Origin of the sequence: Streptomyces chartreusis NRRL 3882, from assembly GCF_900236475.1 — a bacterium.
In the GTDB taxonomy this organism is placed as follows: Bacteria; Actinomycetota; Actinomycetes; order Streptomycetales; family Streptomycetaceae; genus Streptomyces; species Streptomyces chartreusis_D.
On record NZ_LT963352.1, the window covers coordinates 2453019 to 2469644 of the forward strand.

General features: G+C 72.7%; 12 protein-coding genes. 5 read left to right on the forward strand and 7 right to left on the reverse strand.

Annotated features, from left to right (window positions below; all coding sequences use genetic code 11):
• Positions 1 to 231: 231 nt before the first annotated feature.
• The 5 genes from SCNRRL3882_RS10775 to SCNRRL3882_RS10795 are packed head-to-tail and all read left to right on the forward strand — an operon-like array spanning position 232 to position 6193.
• Positions 232 to 2085, forward strand: coding sequence for an ABC transporter substrate-binding protein (locus SCNRRL3882_RS10775; protein WP_010042742.1), 1854 nt, complete (start codon positions 232 to 234; stop codon positions 2083 to 2085).
• A 19-nt stretch (positions 2086 to 2104) separates the two neighbouring features.
• Positions 2105 to 3151: an ABC transporter permease gene (locus SCNRRL3882_RS10780; RefSeq protein WP_010042744.1), complete on the forward strand. Its 1047-nt coding sequence runs from the start codon at positions 2105 to 2107 to the stop codon at positions 3149 to 3151.
• Positions 3148 to 4062 carry an ABC transporter permease gene (locus SCNRRL3882_RS10785; protein WP_010042745.1) on the forward strand — a complete coding sequence of 305 codons (915 nt, stop codon included), beginning with the start codon at positions 3148 to 3150 and terminating at the stop codon, positions 4060 to 4062. Before SCNRRL3882_RS10780 ends, SCNRRL3882_RS10785 begins: the two co-directional genes overlap by 4 nt.
• Positions 4008 to 5168, forward strand: a complete 1161-nt coding sequence (locus SCNRRL3882_RS10790; protein WP_418952378.1) for an ABC transporter ATP-binding protein — start codon at positions 4008 to 4010, stop codon at positions 5166 to 5168. Before SCNRRL3882_RS10785 ends, SCNRRL3882_RS10790 begins: the two co-directional genes overlap by 55 nt.
• Positions 5165 to 6193: an oligopeptide/dipeptide ABC transporter ATP-binding protein gene (locus SCNRRL3882_RS10795; RefSeq protein ID WP_010042747.1), complete on the forward strand. Its 1029-nt coding sequence runs from the start codon at positions 5165 to 5167 to the stop codon at positions 6191 to 6193. Before SCNRRL3882_RS10790 ends, SCNRRL3882_RS10795 begins: the two co-directional genes overlap by 4 nt.
• 65 nt (positions 6194 to 6258) lie before the next feature.
• Here SCNRRL3882_RS10795 and SCNRRL3882_RS10800 read toward each other — a convergent pair whose 3' ends face one another.
• The 7 genes from SCNRRL3882_RS10800 to SCNRRL3882_RS10830 all read right to left on the reverse strand — a co-directional run bounded on the left by SCNRRL3882_RS10800 (position 6259) and on the right by SCNRRL3882_RS10830 (position 16548).
• A complete protein-coding gene (locus SCNRRL3882_RS10800; RefSeq protein WP_010042749.1) occupies positions 6259 to 7212 on the reverse strand; it encodes a bifunctional riboflavin kinase/FAD synthetase in 954 nt (317 codons plus the stop codon).
• A gap of 113 nt (positions 7213 to 7325) precedes the next feature.
• Positions 7326 to 10853 (reverse strand): trypsin-like peptidase domain-containing protein, encoded by a 3528-nt coding sequence (locus SCNRRL3882_RS10805; protein ID WP_010042751.1) that lies wholly within the window; start codon positions 10851 to 10853, stop codon positions 7326 to 7328.
• A gap of 255 nt (positions 10854 to 11108) precedes the next feature.
• Positions 11109 to 12014: a tRNA pseudouridine(55) synthase TruB gene (gene truB, locus SCNRRL3882_RS10810; RefSeq protein WP_010042754.1), complete on the reverse strand. Its 906-nt coding sequence runs from the start codon at positions 12012 to 12014 to the stop codon at positions 11109 to 11111.
• A complete protein-coding gene (rbfA, locus tag SCNRRL3882_RS10815) occupies positions 12011 to 12463 on the reverse strand; it encodes a 30S ribosome-binding factor RbfA (RefSeq protein WP_010042757.1) in 453 nt (150 codons plus the stop codon). Before rbfA ends, truB begins: the two co-directional genes overlap by 4 nt.
• Positions 12464 to 12507: 44 nt before the next feature.
• Complete coding sequence (locus SCNRRL3882_RS10820; RefSeq protein ID WP_010042759.1) at positions 12508 to 12801, reverse strand: DUF503 domain-containing protein; 294 nt, start codon at positions 12799 to 12801, stop codon at positions 12508 to 12510.
• 260 nt (positions 12802 to 13061) lie between these two features.
• Positions 13062 to 16106, reverse strand: a complete 3045-nt coding sequence (gene infB, locus SCNRRL3882_RS10825) for a translation initiation factor IF-2 (RefSeq protein ID WP_078602892.1) — start codon at positions 16104 to 16106, stop codon at positions 13062 to 13064.
• A gap of 145 nt (positions 16107 to 16251) precedes the next feature.
• Positions 16252 to 16548, reverse strand: coding sequence for a YlxR family protein (locus SCNRRL3882_RS10830; RefSeq protein WP_078602893.1), 297 nt, complete (start codon positions 16546 to 16548; stop codon positions 16252 to 16254).
• Positions 16549 to 16626 lie beyond the last annotated feature (78 nt).

A 16626-nucleotide genomic window follows, 5' to 3' on the forward strand; every position in this document is an offset into this window, starting at 1 on the left:
CGCGGGCCACTGCGCGTTCGGGGCGAAATCCGTTGCCAGGCCCTGGCCAGGGGCGCGTCAGTGGTCTCGACCAATGGCCACGAAAAGCTCGCCAATTTGTTATTTCCGCAGGCCACAAGGGGTCCGTGTGGCGTTGACGCGCAGAGATGGCCGCTGATAGACACACTCATCATCCATCTGACACCTGATCAACCCGTCCTTCCCGTCCGAGCGATGACGCGAGGTCCGACCATGGGCACGAAAGATCAGACACGCAGCCTCCCGCGCGGCCTCAGGCTCGTCGCCGCGGCCGGAGCGGCCGCGCTCACCCTCACCGCCGGTCTCGCGACCCCGCTCGACCCGGCGCCCCGGCAGGCCCGGGCGGCCGACGACGGCAAGAAGGTGCTGACCGTCGCGGTGGCGCAGAGCGTGGACTCGCTCAGCCCGTTCCTGGCGGTCCGGCTGCTCAGTACGAGCATTCACCGGCTCATGTACGAGTACCTGACGAACTACGACCCCAAGGACAACCACGCCATCCCGGGCCTCGCCACCAAATGGGAGCCGTCGCCCGACAAGCTGACCTGGACGTACACGATCCGCTCCAACTCGAAGTGGTCGGACGGCAAGCAGGCCACCGCCGAGGACGCGGCGTGGACGTTCAACAAGATGATGACCGACTCCGGCGCTGCCACGGCGAACGGCAGCTACGTCGGCAACTTCCGGAAGGTGACGGCCCCCAGCCCGACCAAGCTGGTCATCGAGCTGAAGAAGCCACAGGCCACGATGACCGCGCTCGATGTGCCGATCGTGCCGAAGCACGTGTGGGAGAAGGTCTCGGACTTCTCCGAGTTCAACAACGACAAGAGCTTCCCGGTGGTGGGCAACGGGCCGTTCGTGCTGACCGGCTACAAGGCCGACAGCTACGTCCGTCTCAAGGCCAACAAGAGCTTCTGGCGGGGGGCGCCGAAGTTCGACGAGCTGGTCTTCCGCTACTACAAGGACCAGGACGCGGCGGTGTCGGCGCTGCGCAAGGGCGAGGTTTCGTTCGTCGCCGGTTCGCCGTCCCTGACGCCCGCTCAGGCGGCGTCCCTGGAGGGCGCGGAGAACATCAAGGTCAACGACGCCCCCGGCCGCCGTTTCTACGCCCTCGCCACCAACCCGGGCGCGAAGGCGAAGAACGGCAAGAAGTTCGGCGACGGCCACCCGTCGCTGCTGGACCAGCGGGTGCGGAACGCGCTGTTCAAGGCCGTCGACCGCAAGGCCGTCATCGACAAGGTGTTCCAGGGGCACGCCGTCGAGGGCGAGGGCTACATCCCGCCGCGCTTCTCTCAGTACTTCTGGAAGCCGTCCAGCAGCCAGAAGCTGACGTACGACCCGGCCGAGGCGGCCCGGATGCTCGACCAGGCGGGTTACCGGAAGAACGGCGACGGCAAGCGCGTCGGCAAGGACGGCAAGCCCATCACCTACCGCGTCCTGTGCCACGCCACCGACCCGAACGACAAGGCGGTCGGCAAGTACCTCCAGGAGTGGTGGGGCGAGCTCGGCATCGGCGTCCAGCTCAACTGCCTGGACAACGTGACCGACCCCTGGCTGGCCGGCAAGTACGACCTGGCCTTCGACGGCTGGTCGGTCAACCCGGACCCGGACTTCGTGCTGTCCATCCACACCTGCGGCGCGCTCCCGGCGACCCCCGAGGACACGGGCGCGACCGACAACTTCATCTGCGACAAGAAGTACGACGAGCTCTACGCCCGGCAGCTCGCCGAATACGACCCCGCCAAACGGGCGGACATCGTCAAGCAGATGGAGTCGCGGCTGTACGACCTCGGGTACATGAACGTCATGGCGTATCCGAACGCGGTCGAGGCCTACCGGACGGACCAGATCAAGTCCATCACGACCATGCCGGCGAAGGCGGGGAACATCTACGGCCAGGACGGCTACTGGAGCTGGTGGTCGGCGGTCCCGGCGGAGTCGAGCGGCTCGTCGGACAACGCGTCGTCGACGGGGGTCGTGGCCGGGATCGTCGGAGGTGTCGTGGTCCTCGCCGGGCTCGGCGTCTTCGCGGCGATGCGGCGGCGCTCCACCGCCGAGGACCGCGAGTAGAGCGGGCGATCGGACACTCATGACCGCTGACGCGACACCCGCGCTGGTCGAGGACAAGCACACGCCGGCCGGGCCGCGGGTACGCAAGAGCTCCGCGTACCCGCGGTACCTCGCGGGCAAGGTGGCGGGCGCGGCCGTATCGCTGCTGGCCGTGCTCGTCACCAGCTTCTTCCTCTTCCGGCTGATCCCCGGCGACCCGGTGAAGACCATGACGGGCGGCCGTCAGGTCTCGGCCGAGCAGCTGGCCGCCTATCGCGAGGAGTTCGGGCTCGACCTGCCGCTGTGGCGGCAGTTCACCGACTACTGCGGCAAGGCGCTGACCGGCGACTTCGGGACGTCGTACCAGTTCCGCGCCCCCGTCGTCGACAAGATCACCGAGGCGCTGCCGAACACCCTGCTGCTGACCGGGACCGCCTTCGTCCTCTACACCGCGCTGGGCATCTTCCTCGGCACCCGGTCGGCGTGGCGGCACGGCAAGCTCGGCGACCGGGTCAACACCGGCCTGGCGCTGACGCTGTACTCCATCCCGTCCTTCTGGCTCGGGCTGCTGCTGATCATCGTGCTGTCGGTGGGCATCGGCCCGGTCCCGGGCATGTTCCCCACCGGCGGCATGGAGTCGGGCGGCAAGGAGGGCTTCGCGTACGTCGTCGACGTGGCGCACCATCTGGTGCTGCCGGTGGTGACGCTGGTGGCCGTGGAGTACGGGCAGACGCTGCTGGTCACCCGGTCGGCGCTGCTGGACGAGATGGGCAGCGACTATCTGACGACCGCGCGGGCCAAGGGGCTGCGCGACGACCTGGTCCGGCGCCGGCACGCCGTGCCGAACGCGCTGCTGCCGACCGTGACGCTGATCTTCATCAACCTCGGCCGGACGGTGGCGGGCGTGATCCTGGTGGAGACGGTGTTCTCCTGGCCCGGGCTCGGCGGGCTGTTCTACCAGGCACTGAGTGTGCCCGATCTGCCGCTGGTGCAGGGACTGTTCTTCGTGTTCGCCGCCGCGGTCATCGTGATGAACACCCTCGCCGACCTGGTCTATCCCCTGCTCGACCCCCGGGTGGCCCGATGACGACGACGACCGGCACGGGCCCGAGCCCGCGCGCCCTCGCCCGGCAGCGGCGCCGGGCGTCCGTGGCGCGCTTCTGGCGGCAGTACCGCGCCGAGCGGGCAGGGCTGTACGGCCTGACCGCGCTCGGCCTGTGCGCGCTGCTGGCGCTGTTCGCACCCCTGTTCGTCGGCTCCGACGTGAGCAGTGTGACCGACGCGCCGGGGCGTCCGATGCAGAGCCCGAGCGCCGAGTTCCCGCTCGGCACGGACCAGTTCGGGCGGGACCTGCTGGGCCTGGTGGTCTGGGGCTCGCGGGTGTCGCTGCTGGTCGGGTTGCTCGCGGCCGTGCTGTCGGTCGCGATCGGCACCCTGATCGGGGTCACGGCGGGCCACTTCAAGGGCTGGTACGCGACGGTGATGATGCGGATCACCGACTGGTTCCTGGTCATGCCGACGCTGGTGCTGGCGATCGCCCTGGCGACCGTGATGTCCCGCTCGCTGACCACGACCGTCGTGGCGATCGGCGTGACCACCTGGCCGACCACGGCCCGGCTGGTGCGCGCGCAGACCCTCGCCGTGGAGACCAGGCCGTACATCGAGCGGGCGAAGGCGCTCGGCGGCGGGCACTGGCACATCATGTCGAGGCACGTCCTGCCCAATGTGATGCCGCTGGTGCTGGCGCAGACGACCCTGATCATCTCCTCGGCCATCCTCGCCGAGGCGACCCTCGCCTTCCTCGGGCTCGGCGACCCCACGGTCGTGTCGTGGGGCGGGCTGCTCCAGGACGCGCGGGAGGCGGGCGCGGTCAGTGCCGGGGACTGGTGGTACCTGGTGCCGCCGGGCATCGCCATCGCCGTGGTGGCGCTGGCGTTCACGCTGTGCGGGCGGGCCGTGGAGTCCGTCCTCAACCCCAGGCTGGGGGTGTCGCGGTGACACTGCTCGACGTCAGGGACCTGACGGTGACCTACCCGGGCGGGGCGGCCGCCGTGCGCGGAGTGGACCTGCGCCTGGACGCCGGCCAGAAGCTCGGCCTCGCCGGGGAGTCCGGCTGCGGCAAGTCCACGCTGGCGCTGGCCCTGCTGCGGCTGCTGCCCGCCGGGACCCGCATCACGGGTGGGGTCCTGCTCGACGGCGAGGACGTGCTGACGATGAAGTGGGGCCGGGTCCGGGCGGTCCGCTGGGCCGGGGCCTCGGTCGTGTTCCAGGGGGCGATGCACTCGCTGAACGCCGTGCACCGCATCGGCGACCAGATCGCCGAGCCGATCCTGCTGCACCGGAAGGCGACCCCGGCCGGGGCGAAGAGGAAGACCGGGGAGCTGCTGGAGCACGTCGGCCTGCCCGCCGCCCGCGCGGACGCGTATCCGCACGAGCTGTCCGGCGGGCAGCGGCAGCGCGTCATGATCGCCATGGCGCTGGCCTGCGATCCGCGGCTGATCATCGCCGACGAGCCGACCACCGCGCTCGACGTGATGATCCAGGCGCAGATCCTCCGGCTCATCGAGCAGCTCGTCGCGGACCAGGACCTGGGTCTGATCATGATCAGCCACGACCTGGCGGTCCTCGCCGACACCTGTGACCGGCTCGCGGTGATGTACGCGGGCCGGGTGGTCGAGGAGGGCCCGGCCCAGCAGGTGTACGAGGACGCCCGGCACCCGTATGCCAGGGCCCTGTCGGCCGCGTTCCCGCGCATCGGCGACCCGTCCTCCCGGTTCGCGCCGCAAGGGCTCGCGGGCGACCCGCCCGACCCGGCGGCGCTGCCGTCCGGCTGTACCTTCCATCCGCGGTGCCCGGTGGCGCTGGAGTCCTGCCCTCAGGAGGACCCGGTGCTGCGCGAGGCGGGGCCGGAGCGCCGGGCGGCATGTGTTCTGGTCGGCCCGTCCGCTCGGGAGCCGCGCGGAGCCGGCGAGGCGGAGGAGCGGGAGTTCACCGAGGAACCGGAAGACTCGGCGGAGCGGGGGGCGGCGGATCCGGGCACCCCGGAGGAGCGGGAGGCACCGGATCCGGAAGCCCTGGAGGAAGCGAGGCCCAAAACGCCATGACCATCTCCCCCACGGCCCCCGAGGTCACCACGGCACCGCTGCTCAGCGCCCAGGACCTGCACGTCACCTTCCCCGGCCGGCACGGCGGCCCCCGGGCCCGCGCGGTGGACGGGGTCGACCTCGACATCCGGCCCGGCGAGATCGTCGCGCTGGTCGGCGAGTCCGGCTGCGGCAAGACGACCCTGGCCCGCTGTCTGCTGGGCCTGGTCGAGCCGACCTCGGGCCGGGTCACCTTCGACGGCCGCCCGCTGGAGTACTCCGGCCGGCCCCTCAAGGCGTACCGCAAGCGCGTCCAGCTGGTCCTCCAGGACCCGAGCGGTTCGCTCAACCCCCGGCACACGGTGTACGACGCGGTCGCCGAGGGCCTGCGCATCCACGGCTACGGCGGCGACGAACGCACCGCGGTCGCCGGGGCCCTGTCCCGGGCCGGCCTCCGCCCCCCGGAGCGCTTCTTCCTGCGCTACCCGCACGAGCTGTCCGGCGGGCAGCGCCAGCGCGTCGTCATCGCGGGCGCACTGGTCCTGGAACCCGAACTCCTCGTCGCCGACGAGCCGGTGGCGTCCCTCGACGCCTCCGTGCGCGGTGAGATCCTCGCCCTGCTGCTGCGGCTGCGCACCGAGCTGGGCCTGTCCGCGCTGGTCGTCACGCACGACCTGGGGCTGGCCTGGAACATCGCAGACCGGGTCGCCGTGATGTACCTGGGCCGGATCGTGGAGACGGGAGCGGTGGAGCAAGTCCTCACGGCCCCCCGGCACCCGTACACGCAGGCCCTGCTGTCCGTCCTCCCGGAAGCCCCGGGCACCCCGGTGGTCCTCACGGGGGAGCCCCCGGACCCGTCCCGCGTCCCGTCAGGCTGCCGCTTCCACGCCCGCTGCCAGATCCTGGCGAGCGGCGAGGCGGAGCGGACGGGCGTGGCGGACGCGTGCAGGAACCAGGACCTGAAGGTGCTGAGCGGGGGCGGGGCATCGCAGGTCGCTTGTCACTGGGCGGTTGCGGAGGTGCCTGAAAGGGGCGCGGGGCTGTAGCAATGTGCGGCTCCGCGCGTGGGCGCGCCAAGCCCCCGCGCCCCCGCAGACGGCCCACGAGCGAACTAGGCAGCCTCTTCAGCCGCCACCAACTCCCTGCACTTCTGGACGTCTGCCCCCATCTGCTCCAGCAGCGCGTCCAGCGTGTCGAACTTCGCCTGCCCCCGCACGAACGCCAGGAAGTCGACCGCGACATGCAACCCGTACAGATCGAGCCCCACTCGGTCGATCGCGTACGCCTCCACCGTGCGCTCGGTGCCCTCGAACTGCGGGTTCGTGCCGACGGAGATCGCGGCCGGCATCGCCTCGCCCTGGGCGTGCAGCCAGCCGGCGTAGACACCGTCGGCGGGGATGGCGGTGTGCGGCAGGGTCTCGACGTTGGCGGTCGGGAAACCCAGTTCGCGGCCGCGCTGGGCACCCCGGACGACCACGCCCTCCACGCGGTGCGGGCGGCCCAGGATCTCGGCGGCGCCCTCGACGTCGCCCTCGGCGACCAGACGCCGGGTCAGCGTCGAGGAGAACGGCTCGCCGCCGCCCGCCTCGCCGGTCACGTACAGGTCGACGACCTCGACCTCGAAGTCGTAGGTCTTGCCCTGCGTGGCCAGGAACTCCACGTTGCCGGCGGCCTTGTGGCCGAAGCGGAAGTTGGGGCCCTCGACGACCGCCTTGGCGTGCAGCTTGTCCACGAGCACCTTGACGACGAAGTCGGCCGGGGACAGCTTCGAGAACTCGGTCGTGAAGGGCAGGATGAGCACCGCGTCCACGCCCAGGTCGGCCATGAGTTCGGCGCGGCGGTGGTGCGGGGCGAGCAGCGGCGGGTGGCTGCCCGGGCGGACGACCTCGCTGGGATGCGGGTCGAAGGTGACGACGACGGCGGGCACGCCCAGCTCCCGGGCGCGGTTCACGGCATGCCGGATGATCAGCTGGTGTCCGCGGTGGACTCCGTCGTAGGAGCCGATGGTGACGACGCTGCGCCCCCAGTCCTGGGGGATGTCCTCCAAGCCACGCCAGCGCTGCACTGTGCCTGCTCCTTGTCGAAAGCTCGTCGAACCCGTGTCCGTGGTTGTTCCTGGTTGCCTCGTACGCAGGTCTAAGGGTGCCATGCCGGGTGCCTGCGGCCCGCATCGGCTCCTCAGACGGGGACACTCACGCCCGCCAGGTTCTCGATCGTCCGGTGGGAGCTCGGCCCGACCAGCGCCGCCCACTCCTCGGGCGCGTCGGCCAGCCAGCCGGCCACCCGGGCGGCGAAGCCGGGCACGTGCCGGCCCAGGTCGACCAGGGCGCGGTCGAAGCGGCCGGCGCCCTCCGGGGTGCGCCCGAGGAGCAGTCCGATGCGGCGGACGAGGTCGCGCAGGTCGTCACCGCCGTTCCGGGCGGCGGCGTGCAGCAGCGCGTCGAGGACGTCGGTGTCGTGCTCGCGGGCCAGGAGCGCGTCGCGCAGCTCGCGGCGCAGCGGGCGGGAGGCGGGGATGCCGGGCGGGCTGAGGACCGCGGCGAGGGCGCACCGCAGTCGCACCGGGCCGCCCTCCAGCAGGCCGGTGACCAGCGGCAGGAGCGCGGCCCGGGCGGCGGGGCCCCGGTCGAGCCGCTGGTCCACGTACGCGGCCAGGTGCCCGGCGAGCTCCGGTCGCCGCTCCGCGGCCTGCACCAGCAGCGCGGCGACCCGCCGGGCCAGGCCGGGCGGGGTGGCGTCGGCGAGCGCCCGCAGCGCCTCCTCCGCGTCCGGCCGCTCCAGCCGCACCGCGAAGGCGCCGAGGACCGGCTCGGGGTGGGCCGGGAGGGCGGCGGCCGGTGCGTCCGGCGGGAGGTGCGGGTCGCCCGCCGCGAAGTGCTCCAGCGCCCTGGGGAGGTACCGGTCCCGGGTGTGCGGATCCTGGACGAGGAGGGCGAGTGCTGCGCCGTGCAGGGCGCTGTCGGCGGGGCGGGTGAGGACGGTGAGGGCCGCGTAGCGCAGGAGGGCGCGGTCGCCTCCGGTGCTCACGTGCGGCGCGACGCGCAGGCCGTGCGCCATCGCGGCCCTCCGTCGCGCCGGGCGCTCGTCGCGCGCCCACCGGTCGACGGCCCGGCACACCGCCGGGGGCTCCTCCTCGGCCAGCACGGCGAGCAGTTCGTCGGCCCTCCGGTGGGCGCGGTCGACGAGCACGTCCGCCAAGTCGTCCAGGGCCCTGTGCCGGTGGGTGTGCAGCAGCGCCTGCGCGGCCGTGGCCACGGTCGCGTGCGGGGTGGCGGGCAGCGGCTGCTCGTCGTCGAACCAGCGGGCCAGCAGCGGCTGTACGGCGGTGGGGTCGGCGGCCAGCAGGTGCGCGGCGGTGTCCAGGAACCGGGGACCGGCCTCGCACGGCGGGCCGTCGGCGTGCACCAGCCGCCTCAGCAGCGCGAAGCGCTCGCCCTCCGGCAGCCGTACGCCGGCCCAGAAGGCGGGCCCGACCTCGTCCGGCACACCCCTCCCCTGCCGCCGCCAGGCCACGATCCGGTCGGCGAGCAGCCGCAGCACCTCCGTGTAGGGCGTCGCCTCGGGTACGGCCGACAGGACCCCGGCGAGCAGCCGGGCCGCCCACCAGGACCGCGGACGGGCGTCCAGGGCATGCACCAGGTCCGCCAGCCGGGAGGCCAGTTGGCCGGTGCCGTGCTGGCGGGCGAGGAACAGCAGGGCCTGGACGACGGGCCCGATGCGGTGGTGCGGGACGGGGTCGGGCTGCGCGTCCTGCCGACGGTGGACGAGGGAGTGCAGGGCCTCGTCGAGGTCGAGGTGCATGCCCTGGAGCCAGTCGGCGAGCTCCTCGTGGGCGAAGCGGTAGCCGGCTCCGGCGGGCACGAGCAGGCCCTCGGCGAGGACGGCCGACGCCCAGCCGGTGCCGCCGCCGAGCCGCGCCGGTACCGGCCCCCACGGGAACACCGCCTCGAACGTCTCCCGGTCCAGATCCCCCAGCCCGGGTCCGAGACTGCGCCGGGCGGCCTCGTGCACCTGCCCGGCGACTTTGGCGGCCAGCCGGCGTACGGCCGTGCCGCTCAGGCCGTTGCCGGCGGCCAGCCGCTGGGCGATGCGCAGGGACATCAGGTCCAGGTAGGCCGCGAAGACGTCGTCGCGGTCGACGGTGGCACCGGGGCCGGTGAGGCTGTCGGGGCTGCCGGGGCTGCCGGGCTCGGCGGTTTCCGGGCCGTCGGAGACCCCAAAGGCCCCGGCGAGGGCGTCCCGGATCTCGGCGAGCAGTCGCAGGGCGAGGGGGTGCCGGGCGTCGGTGTCGACGAGGGCGCTCTCCGGGATGCCGTGGCGCCGGCGGGCCTCCCGGGCCTCGTCCTCGGTGAGATCGCCGAGGCGCACACACGCGGGCCCGTCCTCGGCGCCGGCCGGCCGGTGCAGGACCTCCTTCGGGAACCCCGTCCCCTCCCAGTACTCCGCCCGGCAGGCCACGACCATCCGAACGCCTGTCTCCCGCAGCCACCGCACCGTCCCGTCGGTCCAGTCGGCCAGGCGGCGGGCCAGCGCCGGGGGCATCTCCTCCGGGCCGTCGAGGAGCAACAGCAGGGGTCGGCCGAGGGCACCGGCGAGTCCGGCGAGGCGCTCGGGCGTGGTGTCGCCCAGGTCGGCGGGCAGGAGACGGGACCGGGACGCGGCCACGGCAGGAGTGGCCCGGGTCAGCGCCCGGTGTGCCGCGTCGGCCACCGAGGCGTCGTCGCCCCGCAGTTCGCAGCCGCGCAGCCACAGCGTGGGATGCCCGCTGCGGGCGCGGCGCGCGGCGAGCGCTGCGAGTTCCGTCGTACGGCCGCTGCCGGGCGCCCCGGCGAGGCCGAGCACGGCCGCCGGGCCGGTCGTGAAGGCGCTGAACTCGGCCACCACGGCGGCCCGTTCGACCGGCTCCGGGAGACCCGTGCCGCCGGGCGGGCCGTCCAGCCCCACGGCCGTGCCGGTCAGCTCCAGCACCCCGGCCAGGTTGAGGTCGGCGCCGTACGCGGGGACCGTCGCCGCGTTCTCGGCGAGCAGCTCGGCGAGCGGTCCCGCCGCGCCAGGGGCCCGGGGATGCAGTGGTACGGCGAATCCGACGTCGCTGTGGTCGGAGCTGAGCGCGGTGCCGAGGACCCCGACGACGGCGCCGGTCGCGGCGTCGAGCACCGGGCCGCCGGCCGCTCCCCCGCCCAGTCGCAGCGCGTCCCGCCCTGCCGTGCCGACCGCCAGCTCCAACGCGCCGTCGAGGCGGTGGCGGCGGTCCGTGGCCGTGTACGTCACGGCGGCCGAGCCCAGCACCCTGGCCTCACGCCAGCCGCCGGCGGCGATCCGCACATAGGCGCCTGTCCCGGGCCCGCCCCGCGCGGTGACGGGCAGCGGCGGCAGACCGAGGCCCTCGGTCCGTACGAGGGCCAGGCCGAGCGCGGGCAGCGGGGTCACCGCGTCCGCGGACACGACCCGGCGGCGGTCCCCGGCCCCGTACAGGACGAGCCGGGGCAGGCCGTCGACCGCCTCGTGGCTGGTGACGAGCGTGCCGTGGTGGTCGGCCAGGAAGCCGGTGCCCCGGGGGCGGCCGGCGAGGTCCTGGATGCGGACGAGGGCCGGGCCGGACGCCCCGCCGTCGGTTCCCTCGCTCGTCCGCTCCGTTGTTTCGGGGCGGTCCTGGGATCCTGCCGCGCTGTCCTGTGTCTCCCCGGACCGGTTCCGCGACGTCATCGTCGAGCCTCCCCGCCGTACACCCGTGCCCTTGCGTTCGACGGTAGGGGCGAGATGATCAGCGGGACAGATCGCTCTGCGGATGCGCCCCCTTCCGCTCCCCCGGTTCACTCCGAGCGCCTGCACGGACGGGTGAACGAAGTGGGGCGGCTGGATACACCCTAGGGGTGGGGGAACCGAGGGGGGACCGTGGAGCGGCGGCAGTGGAGGTACCCCGTGGTCGCCGCTCCACGGGCGGACGGTCCCCGTGTGCCGTCAGGCGAAGACGGCCAGGCTCCTGGCCTTGCCCCGCTGCTCCTCGACGAGGGCGAGGAAGCGGCCCTCCGGATCGAAGACGGCGACGGGCCCGGAGCCCGCGTACTCCTCGGGCATGTCCAGCCGCACGCCGTTGGTGAGCAGCCGGGCGCGCCGGGCGTCGACGTCCCAGCGCCGGAACGCGGCAGCGGCGGCCTCGGCAACCGGCATCACGGTCAGCTCCTGCTGGAGCTGGTCGAGGGTGCGGGCCGCGTCCAGCTTGTAGGGGCCCACGCGGGTGCGGCGCAGGGCGGTGAGATGCCCGCCGACACCGAGGTCGGCGCCCAGGTCACGGGCCAGCGCCCGGATGTACGTGCCGGAGGAGCAGACGACCGAGACGACCAGGTCGAGCACGGCCGTACCGTCCTCGGCGACGGCTTCCCGGACGTCGTGGACGCCGAAGGAGGAGACCGTGACTTGCCGGGCCGGGATGTCGAACTCCTCGCCCTCCCTGGCCCGCTTGTAGGACCGCACGCCGTTGATCTTGATGGCGCTGACCTTGGACGGCACCTGCATGATGGCGCCGGTCAGCTTGGCGACGCCGGCGTCGATGGCGTCGCGGGTGACCCCGGAGGCGTCCGTGGCCGAGGTGATCTCCCCCTCGGCGTCGTCGGTGAGGGTGTTCTGCCCGAGCCGGATCGTGCCCAGGTACTCCTTCTCGGTCAGCGCGAGGTGGCCGAGGAGCTTGGTGGCCTTCTCGACGCCGAGGACGAGGACGCCCGTCGCCATCGGGTCGAGGGTGCCGGCGTGCCCGACGCGTCGCGTCCTGGCGATGCCGCGCATCTTGGCGACGACGTCGTGGGAAGTGAAGCCCGACGGCTTGTCGACGATGACGAGGCCGTCGGGCGTGGTGTGCTTCTGGGTCATTCGGCGGTGTCGTCCGTCTCGTCGTCCTCGTCCGGCTTGCGGTACGGGTCGGCGTCGCCGGCGTAATTCGCGCCCGCGGACGCCTCCCGCACCTTCTCGTCGGACTGGCGCGCCTTGTCGAGGAGGTCCTCGATGTTCCGGGCGGTGTCCGGGAGGGCGTCCATGACGAAGGTCAGGGTCGGCGTGAACTTCACGCCGGCGGCCCGGCCGACCTCGGAGCGCAGGATGCCCTTGGCGCTCTCCAGGCCGGCCGCGGCCGCGTTCCGCTCCTCTTCGTCCCCGTACACCGTGTAGAAGACGGTCGCCTCCCGCAGATCGCCCGTGACCCGGGTGTCCGTGATGGTGACGTGGGTGCCGAGCCGCGGGTCCTTGATCCCGCGCAGCAGCTTCTGGGCCACCACTTCCCGGATGAGGTCCGCCAGCCTCTTGGCCCGCGCGTTGTCGGCCACTGGTCCGTCTCCCGTTCTTTCCTGTCTGGGTCGTTCTTGGGTCGTCAGTCGTCTTCGCCGTGGAAGCGCCGCCTGACGGACAGCAGCTCCACTTCGGGGCGGGCGGCGACCAGCCGTTCACACCGGTCGAGTACCTCGCTCAGGTGCCCCGCGTCGCCGGACACCAGCGCGAGGCCGATGACGGCCCTGCGGTGGAGGTCCATGTGATCCACCTCGGCCGCGCTCACCGCGTACTTGCGCTGGAGCTCGGCGACGATGGGGCGGACGACGGAGCGCTTCTCCTTCAGCGACCGTACGTCGCCGAGGAGCAGGTCGAAGGACAGCGTCCCCACGTACATGTGTGTATCCGGATGACCCGCCGGTACGGGATCGATGGCCCTGCGGTCGGGGCAGGGACATCAAGAACGGTACCGCGTACCTGCCGGTGGCTCGACGGGGTTTTCCCTTGCCCACCCACCCGCCCGACACGGTTGGCCGATGAGGTACAGCTCCCGGGGCTCCGCCCCGGACCCCGGCGGGGACTGCGTCCCCTGCACCCCTTCAACGGCCAGCCGGCCGACGGGGCAGGAGCCCCGTCGGCCGGTCTGGGAACCGTGGGTCACACCCGCGGCTTCTCGCGCATCTCGTACGTCGCGATGACGTCGTCGACCTTGATGTCGTTGAAGTTGCCGAGGTTGATACCGCCCTCGAACCCTTCGCGGATCTCGGTGACGTCGTCCTTGAAGCGACGCAGGCCCTCGATGTTGAGGTTCTCCGCGACCACCTTGCCGTCGCGGATGAGGCGGGCCTTGGTGTTGCGCCTGACCTCGCCGGAGCGGATGAGAACACCCGCGATGTTGCCCAGCTTGGACGACTTGAAGACCTCGCGGATCTCCGCCGTACCGAGCTCGACCTCTTCGTACTCCGGCTTGAGCATGCCCTTGAGGGCCGCCTCGATCTCCTCGATCGCCTGGTAGATGACCGAGTAGTAGCGGACGTCCACGCCCTCGCGCTCGGCCATCTGCTGCGCACGCCCGGCGGCGCGCACGTTGAAGCCGATCACGATGGCGTCCGAGCCCATCGCCAGGTCGATGTCGGACTCCGTGACCGCACCGACGCCGCGGTGCAGGACGCGGATGTCGACCTCCTCGCCGACGTCCAGCTGGAGCAGGGAGGACTCGAGTGCCTCGACGGAACCAGAAGCGTCACCCTTGATGATCAGGTTCAGCTGCTGGACCTCGCCGGCCTTCAGCACCTTGTCCAGGTCCTCCAGCGACACACGACGCGTGCGCTTGGCGAAGGCCGCGTTGCGCTCGCGAGCGGCACGCTTCTCCGCGATCTGACGGGCCGTACGGTCCTCGTCGACCACCAGGAAGTTGTCGCCCGCACCCGGGACGTTGGTCAGGCCCAGGACCTGCACCGGCGTCGACGGACCCGCCTCGGTGACGAGGTTGCCGTTGTCGTCGTGCATCGCCCGGACTCGGCCGTACGCGTCGCCGACCACCATGGTGTCGCCGACCCGCAGCGTGCCGCGCTGGACGAGGACCGTCGACACGGCACCACGGCCGCGGTCGAGACGGGACTCGATCGCGATGCCCTGCGCGTCCTGGTTCGGGTTGGCCCGCAGGTCGAGCGAGGCGTCGGCCGTGAGGACCACGGCCTCCAGCAGGGAGTCGATGTGCAGACCCTGCTTGGCGGAGATGTCGACGAACATCGTGTCGCCGCCGTACTCCTCGGCCACCAGGCCGTACTCGGTCAGCTGACCGCGCACCTTGGTCGGGTCCGCGCCCTCGACGTCGATCTTGTTGACCGCGACGACGATCGGGACGTCGGCCGCCTTGGCGTGGTTGAGCGCCTCGACCGTCTGCGGCATGACGCCGTCGTTGGCCGCGACGACCAGGATCGCGATGTCCGTCGACCTCGCACCACGGGCACGCATGGCGGTGAACGCCTCGTGACCCGGGGTGTCGATGAAGGTGATCTTGCGCTCTTCGTCGTTGACCTCGGTCGCGACCTGGTAGGCACCGATGTGCTGGGTGATGCCGCCGGCCTCGCCCGCGATGACGTTCGTCTTGCGGATGGCGTCGAGGAGCCGGGTCTTACCGTGGTCGACGTGACCCATGACGGTGACGACCGGCGGGCGGACCATCAGGTCCTCCTCGTCGCCCTCGTCCTCGCCGAACTCGATGTCGAAGGACTCCAGGAGCTCGCGGTCCTCCTCCTCCGGGCTGACGATCTGAACCGTGTAGTTCATCTCGTCGGCGAGGAGCTGGAGCGTCTCGTCGGAGACGGACTGCGTGGCCGTGACCATCTCGCCGAGGTTCATCATGACCGCGACGAGCGACGCCGGGTTGGCGTTGATCTTCTCCGCGAAGTCGGTGAGCGAGGCACCGCGCGACAGGCGAACGGTCTCGCCGTTGCCGCGAGGCAGCATCACACCGCCGACCGACGGGGCCTGCATGGCCTCGTACTCCTGACGGCGCTGCCGCTTCGACTTGCGGCCACGACGCGCGGGACCGCCGGGACGGCCGAAGGCGCCCTGCGTGCCACCACGGCCACCGGGGCCGCCGGGACGACCGCCGAAGCCGGGACGGCCACCGCCGCCGCCACCCGGACGGCCTGCGAAACCGCCGCCACCGCCACCGGGACCGCCGGGACGGCCGGCGAAACCGCCGCCACCGCCACCGGGACGACCGGCGAAGCCGCCGCCGCCCGGACGACCGCCACCGCCACCGGGGCGACCGCCGCCGCCGGGACCGCGGCCGCCAGGACCGCCGCCACCGGGACGCGGGCCGGCAGCGGGACGCTGCGGCATCATGCCGGGGTTCGGACGCGGACCGGCGGAACCGCCGCCGGGACGCGGACCGCCGCCCTGCGGACGCGGCATCGAGCCCGGAGTCGGGCGGTTGCCGCCCGGAGCCTGCGGACGCGGACCGCCGCCCTGGGCGCCGGGCGCCTGCGGACGGGGACCGCCGCCGGGGCCGCCGGGGCCCGGACGGGAACCCTGCGGACGGGGCGCCTGCGGGCGCGCCATACCGGTGGAGCCACCCGAGGTGAAGGGGTTGTTACCCGGACGCGGACCGGCCGGACGGGAACCCTGACGCGGAGCCGGGGCACCGGGACGCGAGCCCTGACCGCCGGGACGCTGGCCCTGGCCGCCCTGGCCCTGGCCGGGACCGCCGGAAGGGCGACCGCCGGGCTTGGGGGCGCCGGGACGCGCGCCGGGCTTGGGGCCGGCCGGAGCGGACGGAGCCGCGGGCGGCGCCGTGAACTCGGGCGCGGCCGGGGCCGGACGCGGCGCGGGCTTGGGGCCCGGCGTCGGACGCGGGCCGGGGGACGGCGCCGGGGACGACGGGGCCGACGGCTGCTGGGCGGCCGGAGGCTTGGGCGCGGCCGGCGGCTTCGGGGCAGCCGGACGGGCCGCCTGCGCCGGAGAGGGCGCGCCGGGACGGGGGGCGGCCTTCTTGGGGGCCGCGGGCTTCGCGGCGGACTTGCCGTTGCCGCCGCCCTGCTGGAATGCGTCAGTCAGCTTGCGTACAACGGGCGCTTCGATGGTCGAAGACGCCGAACGGACGAATTCACCGAGCTCCTGGAGCTTGGCCATGACGACCTTGCTCTCGACACCGAACTCCTTGGCGAGTTCGTAGACCCGGACCTTAGCCACTTCGCTCCTTTGAGGTCCGGGTGAAGCCGGACCGTCGCTAGTTCATGGGCGTACTCATCGCGTACTCATCGAGTGCTCATCGCAATCTCGACCTGCTTTCGACTCGCGAGGTACCTACACCGCACGGGGTTCCGTGCGGCACGTCTTACCGTGTTGCCTGATCGGCAACTGTTGTCTGCTCGACGTACCGGCGCAACGCCTTTGTGTCGGGCGCTCCCGGGGCGCGCAGTGCCCTCGTGAACGCCCGGCGGCGAACCGCCTGGTCAAGACAGACCGGTGTGGGATGCACATACGCACCCCGGCCGGGCAGCGTACCGCGTGGATCAGGGGCGCATGCGCCGTCGATCAACACGATCCGCAACAGATCGGCCTTGGCCACCCGCTCCCGACACCCCACACAGGTGCGTTCAGGGCATGCTCGGGTGCGCGTCCGGCCAGACACCGTTAAGTCTACCTCCCCGTAGGCGCCTCACCCCTTTGGGGCAGGATTCGAACAGTTGCCGCGCCCGAACCTGTCGTG